Annotated in this window: 14 protein-coding genes and 1 tRNA gene; 11 read left to right on the plus strand and 4 right to left on the minus strand. The window is 72.5% G+C overall.

What is annotated here, in order from left to right:
* The first annotated feature begins 96 nt into the window (after positions 1 to 96).
* From galU to ACSUPR_RS19910, 7 genes are all read left to right on the plus strand, one after another.
* The gene (gene galU, locus ACSUPR_RS19880) at positions 97 to 1,026 is read left to right on the plus strand and encodes a UTP--glucose-1-phosphate uridylyltransferase GalU (protein WP_436886206.1); all 930 of its coding nucleotides are present in this window, start codon (positions 97 to 99) and stop codon (positions 1,024 to 1,026) included.
* A gap of 133 nt (positions 1,027 to 1,159) precedes the next feature.
* Positions 1,160 to 2,386: a molybdotransferase-like divisome protein Glp gene (gene glp / locus ACSUPR_RS19885; protein WP_436886207.1), complete on the plus strand. Its 1,227-nt coding sequence runs from the start codon at positions 1,160 to 1,162 to the stop codon at positions 2,384 to 2,386.
* A gap of 122 nt (positions 2,387 to 2,508) precedes the next feature.
* Positions 2,509 to 3,012 (plus strand): cyclic pyranopterin monophosphate synthase MoaC, encoded by a 504-nt coding sequence (gene moaC, locus ACSUPR_RS19890; protein WP_436886208.1) that lies wholly within the window; start codon positions 2,509 to 2,511, stop codon positions 3,010 to 3,012.
* Positions 3,005 to 3,517 carry a MogA/MoaB family molybdenum cofactor biosynthesis protein gene (locus tag ACSUPR_RS19895; protein ID WP_436886209.1) on the plus strand — a complete coding sequence of 171 codons (513 nt, stop codon included), beginning with the start codon at positions 3,005 to 3,007 and terminating at the stop codon, positions 3,515 to 3,517. Before moaC ends, ACSUPR_RS19895 begins: the two co-directional genes overlap by 8 nt.
* 209 nt (positions 3,518 to 3,726) lie before the next feature.
* The gene (locus ACSUPR_RS19900) at positions 3,727 to 4,446 is read left to right on the plus strand and encodes a GNAT family N-acetyltransferase (protein WP_436886210.1); all 720 of its coding nucleotides are present in this window, start codon (positions 3,727 to 3,729) and stop codon (positions 4,444 to 4,446) included.
* A gap of 392 nt (positions 4,447 to 4,838) precedes the next feature.
* Positions 4,839 to 5,447, plus strand: a complete 609-nt coding sequence (sepX, locus tag ACSUPR_RS19905) for a divisome protein SepX/GlpR (protein WP_436886211.1) — start codon at positions 4,839 to 4,841, stop codon at positions 5,445 to 5,447.
* Between the two features lie 69 nt (positions 5,448 to 5,516).
* Positions 5,517 to 5,590 (plus strand) — tRNA-Ala (locus ACSUPR_RS19910).
* Between the two features lie 179 nt (positions 5,591 to 5,769).
* Here ACSUPR_RS19910 and ACSUPR_RS19915 read toward each other — a convergent pair.
* The gene (locus ACSUPR_RS19915) at positions 5,770 to 6,111 is read right to left on the minus strand and encodes a hypothetical protein (protein WP_436886212.1); all 342 of its coding nucleotides are present in this window, start codon (positions 6,109 to 6,111) and stop codon (positions 5,770 to 5,772) included.
* 87 nt (positions 6,112 to 6,198) lie between these two features.
* On the opposite strand from ACSUPR_RS19915, the gene ACSUPR_RS19920 reads away from it, so the two are divergent.
* The gene (locus ACSUPR_RS19920; RefSeq protein ID WP_436886213.1) at positions 6,199 to 6,423 is read left to right on the plus strand and encodes a hypothetical protein; all 225 of its coding nucleotides are present in this window, start codon (positions 6,199 to 6,201) and stop codon (positions 6,421 to 6,423) included.
* A 1,015-nt stretch (positions 6,424 to 7,438) separates the two neighbouring features.
* The gene (locus tag ACSUPR_RS19925; RefSeq protein WP_436886214.1) at positions 7,439 to 7,963 is read left to right on the plus strand and encodes a hypothetical protein; all 525 of its coding nucleotides are present in this window, start codon (positions 7,439 to 7,441) and stop codon (positions 7,961 to 7,963) included.
* Between the two features lie 6 nt (positions 7,964 to 7,969).
* Here ACSUPR_RS19925 and ACSUPR_RS19930 read toward each other — a convergent pair whose 3' ends face one another.
* From ACSUPR_RS19930 to ACSUPR_RS19940, 3 genes are all read right to left on the minus strand, one after another.
* Positions 7,970 to 8,284, minus strand: coding sequence for a sec-independent translocase (locus ACSUPR_RS19930; protein WP_436886215.1), 315 nt, complete (start codon positions 8,282 to 8,284; stop codon positions 7,970 to 7,972).
* Positions 8,285 to 8,506: 222 nt separating this feature from the next.
* Positions 8,507 to 8,713, minus strand: a complete 207-nt coding sequence (locus ACSUPR_RS19935; protein WP_436886216.1) for a cold-shock protein — start codon at positions 8,711 to 8,713, stop codon at positions 8,507 to 8,509.
* A gap of 299 nt (positions 8,714 to 9,012) precedes the next feature.
* Positions 9,013 to 10,653 carry a dolichyl-phosphate-mannose--protein mannosyltransferase gene (locus tag ACSUPR_RS19940; protein ID WP_436886217.1) on the minus strand — a complete coding sequence of 547 codons (1,641 nt, stop codon included), beginning with the start codon at positions 10,651 to 10,653 and terminating at the stop codon, positions 9,013 to 9,015.
* Between the two features lie 107 nt (positions 10,654 to 10,760).
* Here ACSUPR_RS19940 and rsmI point away from each other — a divergent pair, with 107 nt between their 5' ends.
* Positions 10,761 to 11,645, plus strand: a complete 885-nt coding sequence (gene rsmI, locus ACSUPR_RS19945) for a 16S rRNA (cytidine(1402)-2'-O)-methyltransferase (protein WP_436886218.1) — start codon at positions 10,761 to 10,763, stop codon at positions 11,643 to 11,645.
* 66 nt (positions 11,646 to 11,711) lie between these two features.
* Positions 11,712 to 12,377 (plus strand): AIM24 family protein, encoded by a 666-nt coding sequence (locus tag ACSUPR_RS19950; protein WP_436886219.1) that lies wholly within the window; start codon positions 11,712 to 11,714, stop codon positions 12,375 to 12,377.
* The last annotated feature ends 110 nt before the right edge of the window (positions 12,378 to 12,487 follow it).

The following is a 12,487-nucleotide window of genomic DNA, read 5'->3' on the forward strand; positions in this document are numbered from 1 at the left end:
TTTCGTCCCACCCGGACCCGAAACCGCCGGGACTTCTCGACACCCGGAGGACACCGCTGCACCGTCCCAGCCCGGGATCTGCCCTAGAGTGCCGACATGAACGCCAGCGACCAGCCAGATCCAGCCCTCGCCCCCGTGACGAAGGCTGTCGTGCCCGCGGCCGGCCTGGGGACCCGGTTCCTCCCGGCGACCAAGGCCACGCCCAAGGAGATGCTCCCGATCGTGGACAAGCCCGCGATCCAGTACGTCTTGGAGGAGGCGGTCGCCGCCGACCTGCGCGACGTCCTCATGATCACGGGCCGCAACAAGCGCTCCATCGAGGACCACTTCGACCGCGCCTACGAGTTGGAGGAGGCCCTGGAGGCCAAGGGGGACGCCGAGCGGCTGCGCTCGGTCCTGGAACCCAGCTCCCTGGCCCAGGTCCACTACGTCCGCCAGGGGGAGCCGCGCGGCCTGGGGCACGCCGTCCTGTGCGCGGAGGCGCACGTGGGGGACAACCCGTTCGCGGTCCTGCTCGGCGACGACCTCATCGAGTCCGCCGACCTGCTGCGCCGCATGATCGAGGTCCGCCACCGGTACGGCGGCAGCGTGGTCGCGCTCATGGAGGTCGAGCCCGAGCAGGTCTCCCTCTACGGCTGCGCCGGCATCGAGCCCACCGACGAGGACGACGTCGTCACCGTCACCGACCTGGTGGAGAAGCCCTCCCCGGAGCAGGCCCCCAGCCGCTGGGCGATCATCGGCCGCTACATCTGCGACCCGTCGGTCTTCCCGGTGCTGCACGAGACCCGGCCCGGCCGGGGCGGCGAGATCCAGCTCACCGACGCCCTGCGCGAGCTGGCCCGGCGCAAGCCCGAGGACGGCGGCACGGTCCGCGGTGTCCTGTTCCGCGGCCGCCGCTACGACACCGGCAACAAGGCCGACTACATCCGCACCGTCGTGGACTTCGCCTGCCGCCGCCCGGACCTGGCCGACGAGCTGCTGCCGTGGCTGCGCGAGTTCGTGGACGGGCACACCGCCGGGAGCTGAGCGCCCCGCGGCCGGGAGCGCCCCGGCGCACGGACCGGGGGGACGGTGCCCGTCCCCCGACCCGGATCCGGCCACAATGGGGCGTGGGCGCCCGCGGGCGCCCACGCCCTGGCCGCGAATCGGAGGAGCCCCCGTGAAGAGCGTCGAACAGCACATCACCGACATCCTGGCCGTGGTGGACGACCCCCGGCCGGTCGAGGTCGATCTGCTCCAGGCGCACGGCACCGTGCTGGCCGAGACGGTCGCCTCCCCGGTGTCCCTCCCCGGCTTCGACAACTCCTCCATGGACGGGTACGCCGTGCACGCCGCCGACCTGGCGGACGCCTCGCCCCGGGCCCCGGTGCGCCTCCCGGTGGTCGCCGACATCGCCGCGGGCGACCCGTCCCCGACCGCGATCCGGCCCGGCATGTGCGCCCGCATCATGACCGGGGCGCCGCTGCCCGTCGGCGCCGACGCGGTCGTCCCGGTCGAGTGGACCGACGGCGGCGCCGCCCGGGCCGCCTTCTCCCGGCCGGTCCGGGAGGGCAACGCGATCCGCCGGGCCGGCGGCGACATCGAGGCCGGGACCGTGGTCCTGGAACCCGGCGCCCGCATCGGCGCCGGAGAGATGGGCGTGCTCGCCGCCGTGGGCCGCCGCACCGTGTCGGTCTTCCCCCGCCCGCGCGTGGTGGTGCTCTCCACCGGTGAGGAGCTGGTCGAGCCGGGGCGCCCGCTGGGCCCGGGCCAGATCTGGGAGTCCAACAGCTTCATGGTGGCGGCCGCCGCCCGCGACGCCGGCTGCGAGGTGCACCGCCACGGGTTCGTCGGCGACGACCCGGCCAAGGTCCTGGACACCCTGGAGGGACTGCTCGTCCGCGCCGACCTGGTCGTCACGACCGGCGGGGTGAGCATGGGCGCCTACGACGTGGTCAAGGAGGTGCTCAGCGCCCAGGGCACCGTCGAGTTCACCCAGGTGGCGATGCAGCCGGGAAAGCCGCAGGGGTTCGGGGTCATCGGCCCGGACCGCACCCCGATCGTCACCCTGCCGGGCAATCCGGTGAGCGCTTTCGTCTCCTTCCAGGTGCTGGTCCTGCCGGTGCTGCGCCGCCTGCGCGGCCTGCCGCCGACCTCCCTGGAGGGTGTGCGCGCCCGGCTGGCCGCACCGGTCGCCTCGCCGCCCGGCCGCCGCTCCTACCTGCGCGGCGTCCTGGCGCCCGCGGCCCCGGGCGGCGAGGCCGCGGTGACCCCGCTGACCCGGCAGGAGTCGCACCAGCTCACCGCGCTCAGTACCACCAACGCGCTGATCGTCGTGCCCGAGGACACCACGGAACTTCCCGCGGGCACCGTGGTGGAGACCCTGATCCTGCCCGACCCGGTCTGACCGCCCGGCCCGCCCGGATCCGTGCCCCGCGGGGCCGAGGGGGCGGGCGGGGCCCCGTGTGCCGTACCTTCGTGGGGGGCCCGGCGGGCCCGTGCACACGGTCACGGACACGGAGGACGACGATGAGCGACACCCCACGGGCGGACGGGAACCCCGGAGGGCTCACCCATCTGGACGCGTCGGGAGCGGCGCGCATGGTCGACGTCTCCGCCAAGGACGTGAGCGCGCGCACCGCCACCGCCACCGGCCGGGTACTGCTCGGCACCGAGGCCGTGGCCGCCCTGCGCGGGGGCGGCGTTCCCAAGGGCGACGCCCTGGCGGTGGCGCGGATCGCCGGCATCCAGGGCGCCAAGCGCACCCCCGACCTGGTCCCGCTGTGCCACCCCATCGCCGTGCACGGCGTGGACGTGGAGCTGACCGTCGTCGACGAGGGGGTCGACATCCGGGCGACGGTGCGCACCGCCGACCGCACCGGGGTCGAGATGGAGGCCCTGACCAGCGTCATGACCGCCGCCCTGGGCCTGGTGGACATGGTCAAGGCCGTCGATCCCGAGGCCGAGATCACCCGGGTCCGGGTGGAGGAGAAGACCGGCGGTAAGAAGGGCCACTGGAGGCGCGGTGAGTGACACCCCCCCGCGGCGCGTGGCCGTGGTGACGGCGTCCAACCGGGCGGCGGCGGGAGTGTACCCCGACCGCTCCGGACCGGTCATCGCCGAGCGGCTGCGCGCCATGGGCTTCGCGCCGCTGGGGCCCTGGGTGGTGCCGGACGGCCCGCCGGTCGCCGGGGCACTGGAGCGGGCGGTGGCCGAGGGCGCCGACGCGGTGCTGACCACCGGGGGCACCGGGGTGACCCCGCAGGACCTCACCCCCGAGGTCACGCGGGCCCTGCTCGCCTACGAGGTGCCGGGTATCGCCGAGGCGATCCGGGCCGCCGGGCGGGAGAAGGGCGTGCCCACCGCCATCCTCTCGCGCGGCCTGGCCGGGGTGATCGTGCGCGGTGAACGGCGGGTGCTCGTGGTGAACCTGCCCGGTTCGCGGGGCGGGGCGAGCGACGGAATGGACGTTCTGGAACCGGTCCTGGGCCACGCCCTCGACCAGTTGGGTGGCGCGGATCACCCGGGCTCCGAATGAACCGGGCAATGACGGGAATCACATCTCGGGCATTCCGTCCACAGAGAATTCCTTGACCTAGCGACCCCTTTCCGGTGAGGAACCAGTGGCATTAGGACCCGTCCGTTTTCGGGGTGGCGAGTGACCCCCGACACGCCGTGCCCGAGGAGTGGAATACTGGAGACCCCCGCCGGAGCCGGAACCCGGCGGGTGTCGGCGAAGGGACGGTCGTGAATCGCAGACAAGGGTGGCCCGTCACCCTGGAGGAGGGTCCGGTCGAGCTCCGGCCCCTCCGGCTCCGCGACGCCACCGCCCTGCGCGACACCCGGGCCCGCAACGCCGAGTGGTTGCGGCCCTGGGAACCGACCTATCCGGAGATGCCGCTGCGCAGCACCGGTCTGTCCCCCTACGTCGCCATGATCCAGGCCATCCGGCGGGAGGCCCGCCAGGGCCTGTCCATGCCCTGGTCGGTGTACTACGAGGGCCGCTTCGTCGGGCAGCTGTCCGTGGGCGGCATCGTCTGGGGCTCGGCCCGGTCGGCGCAGGTCGGGTACTGGATCGACAGCGCCCACGCGGGCCGGGGGATCACCCCGACGGCCGTGGCGCTCGCCGTGGACCACGCCTTCTTCCGGGTGGGACTGCACCGGGTCGAGGCCAACATCCGCCCCGAGAACCGGGCCAGCAGACGCGTCGCGACCAAGCTCGGCTTCCGGGACGAGGGCGTGCGCAGACGCCAGCTCCACATCGACGGGGAATGGCGGGACCACATCTGCTACGCGCTCACGGCCGAGGAGGTACCGGACGGACTGCTGCACCGGTGGCGCCAGGGAAGAGCCTCGGGGACTCCGCCGGCGTCCGGTTCCGGCCCCGGTTCCCCATTGGGGCCACAGGGCCCGAACGGCGGCGGAGATCCCCACCACCCGGCGAGTCCGCACCCCGGGGCGAACTGAACGTGGCACCATCACGGGTGTGACCGGAACTTAAACCTCTCTTTAACGACATTGATCAATTACTTTGCGTTGAATTGGCATTGCTCTGCGCAGTCACCTGTTGACCTGCGCCGACGCTCGAACGCCTCGGACGGCCGAAACTGAGGGTCCACAATCTTGCGACACTCCGGTCAGAATGTGGCGCATTTATGGACACGGGGTCGTACCGTGCGGAACATAGACGCATTGACGATGCGGGCAGCGCGCGGATATGTCCGGGAGTCCTCCCGGACGGGTCCGAGGTCGGGAGCCCCGTCCCCAGGACGGACGTTCCCCTCCCCGGCCGGACCGTGCGGGGCGGTGTCGACGACGTGTCGATCAACGTTCAGTGGCCGTCATCGTGAGGAGGGGTGATGAGCAGCTCTCCTCTGTACCTGGCCATCGTGGTCGTATGGCTCATCGTCCTCGTCCCGATGCTGCTGCGGAAGGACCCGGTGGACACCGTCCCCGAGGACCCGCGGCGCGAGGACGAGGACACCGGGACCGCGGCGCGGGACCCGGAGGTCGAGGGCGCGGAGGACGTCGAGGAGGGGGCCGAGGAGTCCGAGGCGGTCGCCGCCGAGGTCGGGCCGCTCCCCGGCCCGCGGTCCCGCGAGCGGCGCTCCCGGGTCATCGCCCGCCGGCGCCGCCGCACCACCACGCTCGTCCTGCTCACCGCGGGCACCGTGGTCGCCGTCGCCTTCGGGCTGGGCCCCTGGTGGGTGACGCTGCCGCCGGTGCTCCTGCTGGGAGGGCACCTCGTGCTGCTGCGCGAGGCCGCCAAGGCCGACGCCGAACACCGGGCCGCGGTCCTGGAGGCCCGCCGCCGTGCCGCCCTGCGCGCCCGCAGGCTGGCCGAGCGGCAGGAGCGGGAGGCCGAGCGGGAGGCGGAGCGCGAGGCGGAGATCATCGCCCTGCGGGACCGCCGCAACCAGGTCTACGACCAGTACGCCGACGCCCGGCTGCGGGCGGCCGGGGACTGAGGCCGCCGGGGATCTCCGGAACCGGTTCGGAGCATCCCCGGATCCCTGCTAGGCTTATCTCGTCTTCAAGGGGCTATGGCGCAGTCCGGTAGCGCACCTCGTTCGCATCGAGGGGGTCTGGGGTTCAAATCCCCATAGCTCCACCGAAGGTAGAAGGCCCCTCCCGGGTTCGGGAGGGGCCTTCGTCGTGTGCGTACAGCGGCGGGGTACGGCCCGCGGGGCGTCCGCCCCGGCCTGCTCCTCCCGGCGCCGCCCCCGGCCCGGCCCCTCCGCGCGGAGGCCCCGCACCCGACCGGTGCGGCCCCCGCGCCGCGGCCCCGGCTCACCCCTCCCAGGCGTGCCCGTGGAGGGCGTCCAGCGGCGCCCGGGTGAGCCGGTCGGCGAAGGCCGACAGCGTGTGGGCGCCCACCCCCAGGACGACCTCCAGCGCGTTCTGCGCGGTGTACCCGCGGTCCGGGAAGTCCCGCAGGCCGGCGTCGTCCACCGCCCCGGCGGAGCCGATCACGGCCAGGGCGGACACCCGCAGCGCCTCCAGCCGCGGGTCGGGCGGCGGCCGCCGCTCCCGCAGCGCGCCGATGAGCCCGGGGTCCGCCCCGGCCCCCGCCAGGACCGCGCTGTGCATCGCGACGCACACGTGGCAGCCGTGGTGCGTCGCCACGGTCATGATCACGGTCTCCCGGGCGGTCGGGTCCAGGGTGGTCGCCTCGAACAGGCCGCTGGGCCGCAGGAAGCCGTCGAGCGGCCGGGCTACGTGGAACGGGTGGAGGACCCGGCCGACGCCCGGCGCAGGCGCGTCCGCCTGACCGGGCGCGGACTCGACGCGCTGGCCGTGTCGGCGGAGGTCCTGGACCGGCTGCGCGGGGAGCGGGCGGCCGAGCTCGGCGGGGACCGGCTGCGCGGCCTGGAGGAGGCGCCGGCCGCGGTCACCGGGACGGAGGCCTTCCGCCTGGACGCGCAGGGCTGGTTCGGCGGCTGAACGCGGAAGGGGGCCGTGCGCTGCACGGCCCCCGTGTCGGGCCGGCCGGATATCCCCTCGCGCGGGGTGTCGATTCCGGACCGGAGCCCCGAGTGTCACCGGCGAAGCGGCTATCCCCTGGAGCGGGGGCCGGTGCGGACCCAGGATAGCCCTCGGGTGCGCCCGTTCGCCCGGGTTTTGCGGCACATCCGGCGCTCTACGGGTCGAACCGACAGGAAACAGGCACCTCGGTGGGGTGGGGAGGGGGGCGAGATCCGGTGGCTTGAAAGGGGGTGGTCATATTCCCGGGTTCGGTCCGTCCGTAAAGAGGGGCCGGAGTTCCGTGGAATACCTGTCGCCCGAGAAACTATTCCGCAAGGTGATCACGGAGAGTGTCAAGGCGGTGGTCCTCCTTTTCGTGCGAAGCGGACGGATCGCTCCCGGGGTTTATCGGAGGTCGTCCGATATTCTGGGAGAATGGATCGCAATTCCGATCGGTGTGGCGTTCCGGAGGTGGGGCGACAATGCGCCGGTGGTTACTCTCGGTTAATGCCCCAGGGGGGATTTTGCCGGGGGGCGGTCTTGTTTTTGCAGGTCGTCGGGGACGGTGGGAGTTGCGATCGAGAAGTCCGTGTCGCTGATCTGGGCTTTCTGCGGTACCGGCTTCGCGAGGTCGCGACCCTTCCGTCCTTTGTGCCCCGATACGTCATAAAATGGTGAACATTCGGGTGGAGGTCTTGTCGGGGTCGGTCGGGTGGTCCAAGGTGGTCCAGGGATGGGCTGAAGCCACACGAAAGGTACATGTCATGATCAAGCAGGCGCTCTGCTCCCGCTCCAGCGGATTCTCCTGGCTCTAGTCCACTGAGGTCTGCGGGCCCGGGCCTCCGGCGAACACGTTCGCGGGGCCCGGGCCCCTCCTCATGTTCCCCCGCCCGCCGGGACCGGCGGAGATTTGACACCGCCGGGCTCCGGGTAGGGGAGGAGCAGAGTCCCCCGGCCGCCAGGCCGGACAGCGCCGACCGTGAAGGGGCGGACCGTGTCCGACTCCCCCCAGTACCCCGGTGGCCACCAGTACCCCGAGGGCCCCGAGCCCGTCGGAGGCTACGAGCCGCCGCCCGAACCGCCCCGGCCCCGCCCCGAGCCGCCCCCGCCCCCCGAACCCGAACCGCGCCCCGTGGCGGCCGAGCGCTTCCGCCGGACCACCCCGGCCCGGCTGCGCGACATCCCCGTCGAGCGGGGCCGCGGCCACTGGCGCCTGGCCACCGCGACGGTCCTGTACGTGATGGTCGTCGGCGGGATGGCCGACTACGTCGACCCCTCCGTGCGGGTCGTCGCACACCTGGTGTTCTGGGCGCTCATCGCGCTCGCACTCGGCGTCACCGCCGGCCGCGAGCGCCGCAACGGCTGGACGCCGGAGGCGCGCTGGCCCTGGGCCGCGGCCGCGATCGGCGGGGCGCTGGCCGCGGAGGTGCTCGTCCTGGCCTTCGGCTCGCCCGCCGTCATCGTGGGGTCGCTGATCCTGCTGGCGCTGGGGGCGTTCGTCCTGGTCCTGGCAGGGTGAGGCCGGTCAGGTCGCCTCGTCGTCGAAGGGGGGGCGGCGGCCGTTGAGACGCGCGGCCGGCTTGGCCTGCGACTCGTCCTCGCCCTCCTCCCAGAAGTGCTTCTGCACGAACCGCTTGGGGTTGAGGTCCTGGACGTCGAAGTCCTTGAACTCCGGCCCCAGGCCCTCCTTGATGTCCTTGGAGGCGGAGTTGGCCATGGTGCGCAGCTGCCGCAGCACCCGGCCCACCTGCTGGGCGGCCTTGGGGAGCTGGTCGGGCCCGAAGATCAGCAGCGCGAGCAGAAGGAGGACGACGAACTCTCCTCCGCTGATGTTGAACATGCGCGATCCTCGTTCTCGGGATATCGACCGGCTTCAAGCAGGTTAACCGGTCTCGGTGCGCTTGGGTAACCATGACCGGATCGCGGGGCGGACACCCGGGGAACGCCCCGGACGCGGCCGACCCCCGCCCCTGTGGCCAGGGGCGGGGGTCGGGAACGCATGTGGAGGGAAACGCCCGCCTGGACGGTTCCGCCGGGTCACCGAGGACCCGCCACGATCTGTCTAGGCGATGGTGCGGACGTCCGCGGCCTGCGGGCCCTTGGGGCCCTGGATGATGTCGAACTCGACCCGCTGGTCCTCTTCCAGGTTCCGGAAGCCGCTCCCCGCGATCGCCGAGTAGTGCACGAACACGTCGGGCTGCCCGCCCTCGACGGCGATGAACCCGAAACCCTTTTCAGAGTTGAACCACTTCACGGTGCCCTGAGCCATGTGCTCTCCCTTGGGGACTACAACGGGGCCGCACCCTGCTGGCCCCGGGTCGCCGGGCGCCGAAGTGAAGAGAACGGTCCCCCGCAAAAGCGCCCACGTGAAGTTCCGCGAGGCGCCTCGGGCATCCATGGAAACTACAACAGCAACCAGTTGCAGACAGTACCAGGGAGGGGGGTCCCCTGCCGAGGCTTTCGACCGGGTGAACCCCCCGTGCGGGGTGTCCTGTTTCGGCTACGCGAAAGCATTGATTTCCTTCCGCCCTGCCACTAATGGAGAACGCGCCCGTTCTCCCGCGCAGGTCACGTCAGTGCTTCGCGCCCGTAGATCCACACCCGGAACCACAGCCTGTCGTCCCACAGTTCCCGGTCCATCGGATAGGCGGACAAAACGGGGTAGAGGTAGGCGAAGTGCGCGATGATCAGCAGCATCACCACACCGAACACGATTCCCCCCAGCGCCCGCAGATAGGGCGAGAACCGCGGGCTCTCCTCCCCGGCGCCCATCACCAGGCCCAGCATCAGCACGATCGCCAGCACCAGGAACGGCAGCATCGGCAGCGCGTAGAACAGGAACATGGGCCGGTCGGGGAACGCGAACCAGGGCAGCCACCCCGCGGCCACGCCCAGCAGCACCGCCCCGGCACGCCAGTCGCGGAAGGTCACCCACCAGCCCACCAGCACCGTCAGGGCGAGGATGGACAGCCACCAGACGACCGGCGTCCCGATGGACACGATCGAGGTCACGCAGTCGTTGCTCGGACACCCCACGGCCTCGCCGTTGTAGTGGAACATCACCGGCATGCGCATGACGATCCACTCCCACGGCTGGGAGATGTAGGTGTGGTCGCTGCTGAGGTTGTCGTGGAAGCCCATCATGCGCGTGTGGTAGTTCCACAGGCTCGCCAGGGCCTCCCAGGGCGCGGCCAGGAAGCCGGGCAGGAGGTCCGGCGCCGTGCCGTCGGCGTAGTCCCGGTTGTAGCCGCCCCGCGTGAACAGCCAGCCCGACCACGACACCAGGTAGACGGCCCCGGCCACCACCACGGTCTGCACGAACGCCGGGACCGCGTCGAAGCCGAACCAGCGCAGCCCCGCGCCCTTCTGGCCGGCGCTGCTGCGCGCCCCGTAGTCCCACGCCACGGTGAGCAGGCCGAACGCGGCGATGAAGAACAGCGCGGACCACTTGGTGCCCACCGCCAGGCCGAAGCACAGCCCGGCGGCCAGCCGCCACCAGCGCATCCCCAGCCAGCCGACGGAGGTCACGTCCACCCCGGCCTCGGCCAGTCTCACCAGGCGCTCCCTCGTCCTGTCCCGGTCGATCACCAGGCAGGCGAACCCGGCCAGGATCCACAGGGTGAGGAAGATGTCGAGCATGGCGACGCGGCTCAGCGTGAAGTGCAGGCCGTCCAGCGCCAGGATCACGCCGGCGGTGCAGCCCAGCAGCACCGAGCGGGTCATCCGGGTCGCCACCCGGACCAGGATGAGGACCGAGGCGACGCCCGCCAGGACCGCGGCGAACCGCCACGCCTCGGGGGTCATCGACTCGCCGAACGGCAGCAGGCCCCACAGCCGGTCGCCCAGTGCGATCATCCACTTGCCGACCGGCGGGTGGACGATGAAGTCGCCCCCGCCGGTGAAGATGTCCGTCCCGCCGCTCTGGAGCAGGGCGTCCGCGTCGACGGGCTCCTCGACGGTCTCGTGCTCGTAGCCGTAGTTCAGGAGGCCGTAGGCGTCCTTGGCGTAGTAGGTCTCGTCGAAGTAGATCCGCTCCGGCCGGCCGAAGCCGACGAACCGGAGGGCACCGGCGAAGGCGGCGACGAGGACGGCCCCCGTCCAGGCGATCCACACCGGGGTCGGGTCGGCGGGCAGGAACCGGGTCCGCAGGGACGAGGAGCGCGGGGGCGGGGTCGGCTCGACCTCGGAGGAAAGTGCGGTGGTGGTCATCTCGGCTCGTAGGTTGGGGTCGGAGATGGTCGTGTCCCTTTGCGGACGGGCCGCGAGACAGGTTTCGGGTGGCGTGACAGATGCCACCGTAGCGTGACAGGACGGGGATGACAGTGGTTGAGGGCGATGGTAAGCGGAGGGTCGGAACCCTGACCCTGGCCGGGCTCCCCATCGGCAACCTCGAGGACGCACCGCCCAGGCTGCTGCGTGTCCTGGAGGAGGCCCGGGTCATCGCCGCGGAGGACACCCGCAGGCTACGCCAGTTCGCGACCCGGGCCGGGGTGCGGCCCGGCGGCGCGGAGGGCGCCCGCGTCGTGTCCTACTACGACGCCAACGAGAGCCGCCGCACCGACGAGCTGCTCACCGACCTGCGCGAGGGCCGGGACGTCCTGGTCGTCACCGACGCGGGCATGCCCGGCGTGTCCGACCCCGGCTACCGGCTGGCCGCGGCCTGCGCGGCCGAGGACATCCCGGTCACGGCCGTGCCGGGCCCCTCGGCGGTGACCACCGCGCTGGTGGTCTCCGGCCTGCCCACCGACCGGTTCTGTTTCGAGGGCTTCCCCCCGCGCAGGGGCCTGGCGGGGTATCTGGCGGAGCTGGCGGCCGAACGGCGCACCATGGTGTTCTTCGAGAGCCCGCACCGGGTCGCCGCCACCCTGGCGGCGATGGCGGAGGCGTTCGGGCCCGACCGCCGTGCCGCGGTCTGCCGCGAGCTCACCAAGACCTACGAGGAGGTGCGACGCGGCGGGCTGGCCGAGCTGGCCGCCTGGGCCGCCGAGGGGGTCCGCGGGGAGGTCTCCGTGGTGGTGGAGGGCGCCCGGCCCGCGGGCGGGGCCGCCGCCGACGGCGACCTGCTGGCCGCGGTGCGCGCCCTGGAGGAGGAGGGCGTCCGCCGCAAGGACGCGATCGCCCGGGTGGCCAAGGAGGCGGGCGTGCCCAAGCGCCGTGTCTACGACCTGGTGCACGGGGTCACCGGTGAAGCCGCCGAATGACCCGGAACCTTTCCGGGGCCCCGGCGTCAAAGCAGGTGCAGCACCCTTCACCACGAGGAGACCAGTATGCGCAGCCAGCTCTTCCAGCAGGCGCAGGAGATCAGCCAGCCGGGGATGCACCTGCAGAACCACAAGATGCTCCGCGTGGGGCTGAACGGCGAGTTCTACGCCCGGCAGGGCGCCATGATCGCCTACCAGGGCCAGGTGGACTTCGACTACCAGGGTGCGGGCGGCGTCGGCAGGTTCCTCAAGAAGGCGTTCACCGGTGAGGGCATGCCCCTGATGAAGGTGAGCGGCCGGGGCGACGTGTTCCTGGCCCGCGACGCCTGGGACATCCACCTGATCGACCTGGAGGGCAACGACCCCATCACCGTCAACGGCGACAACGTCCTGGCCTTCGAGTCCGGCCTGTCCTGGGACATCCAGCGCGTCCAGGGCGCCGGGATCGCCGCGGGCGGACTGTTCAACACCACGTTCGGCGGGCAGGGCCGCATCGCCATCGCCTGCCACGGCACCCCGGTGCTGCTCAACGTCGACCAGCCGACCTACGTGGACACCGACTCCGCCGTCGCCTGGGCCTCCTCCCTGCGCACCGGCGTCCGGCGCACCATGAAGGCCGGGGCGCTCATCGGCCGCGGCAGCGGCGAGGCGTTCCAGCTGTCCTTCGAGGGCCAGGGCTTCGTCCTGGTGCAGGCCTCCGAGGGCGCGCCGGTCCCGGTCCAGGCCGGCTGACCGCCCCGGGAACGGGGGAGGGCCCCGGCGCACACCGTGTGCGCCGGGGCCCCTGTGTTCGCTTCGGCCCGTGCGACGGCGCCCGGGGAACGGGGACCTGCGGCCGCAGG

It is taken from the genome of Nocardiopsis dassonvillei, assembly GCF_964273065.1.
Classification (GTDB): domain Bacteria; phylum Actinomycetota; class Actinomycetes; order Streptosporangiales; family Streptosporangiaceae; genus Nocardiopsis; species Nocardiopsis dassonvillei_B.

Coding starts and splice junctions, on each gene's coding strand:
- galU (WP_436886206.1), top strand. CDS start 97: ATGAACGCCAGCGACCAGCCAGATCCAGCCCTCGCCCCCGTGACGAAG.
- moaC (WP_436886208.1), top strand. CDS start 2,509: ATGAGCGACACCCCACGGGCGGACGGGAACCCCGGAGGGCTCACCCAT.
- sepX (WP_436886211.1), top strand. CDS start 4,839: ATGAGCAGCTCTCCTCTGTACCTGGCCATCGTGGTCGTATGGCTCATC.
- ACSUPR_RS19915 (WP_436886212.1), bottom strand. CDS start 6,111: ATGACCGTGGCGACGCACCACGGCTGCCACGTGTGCGTCGCGATGCAC.
- ACSUPR_RS19930 (WP_436886215.1), bottom strand. CDS start 8,284: ATGTTCAACATCAGCGGAGGAGAGTTCGTCGTCCTCCTTCTGCTCGCG.
- ACSUPR_RS19935 (WP_436886216.1), bottom strand. CDS start 8,713: ATGGCTCAGGGCACCGTGAAGTGGTTCAACTCTGAAAAGGGTTTCGGG.
- ACSUPR_RS19940 (WP_436886217.1), bottom strand. CDS start 10,653: ATGACCACCACCGCACTTTCCTCCGAGGTCGAGCCGACCCCGCCCCCG.
- rsmI (WP_436886218.1), top strand. CDS start 10,761: ATGACAGTGGTTGAGGGCGATGGTAAGCGGAGGGTCGGAACCCTGACC.
- ACSUPR_RS19950 (WP_436886219.1), top strand. CDS start 11,712: ATGCGCAGCCAGCTCTTCCAGCAGGCGCAGGAGATCAGCCAGCCGGGG.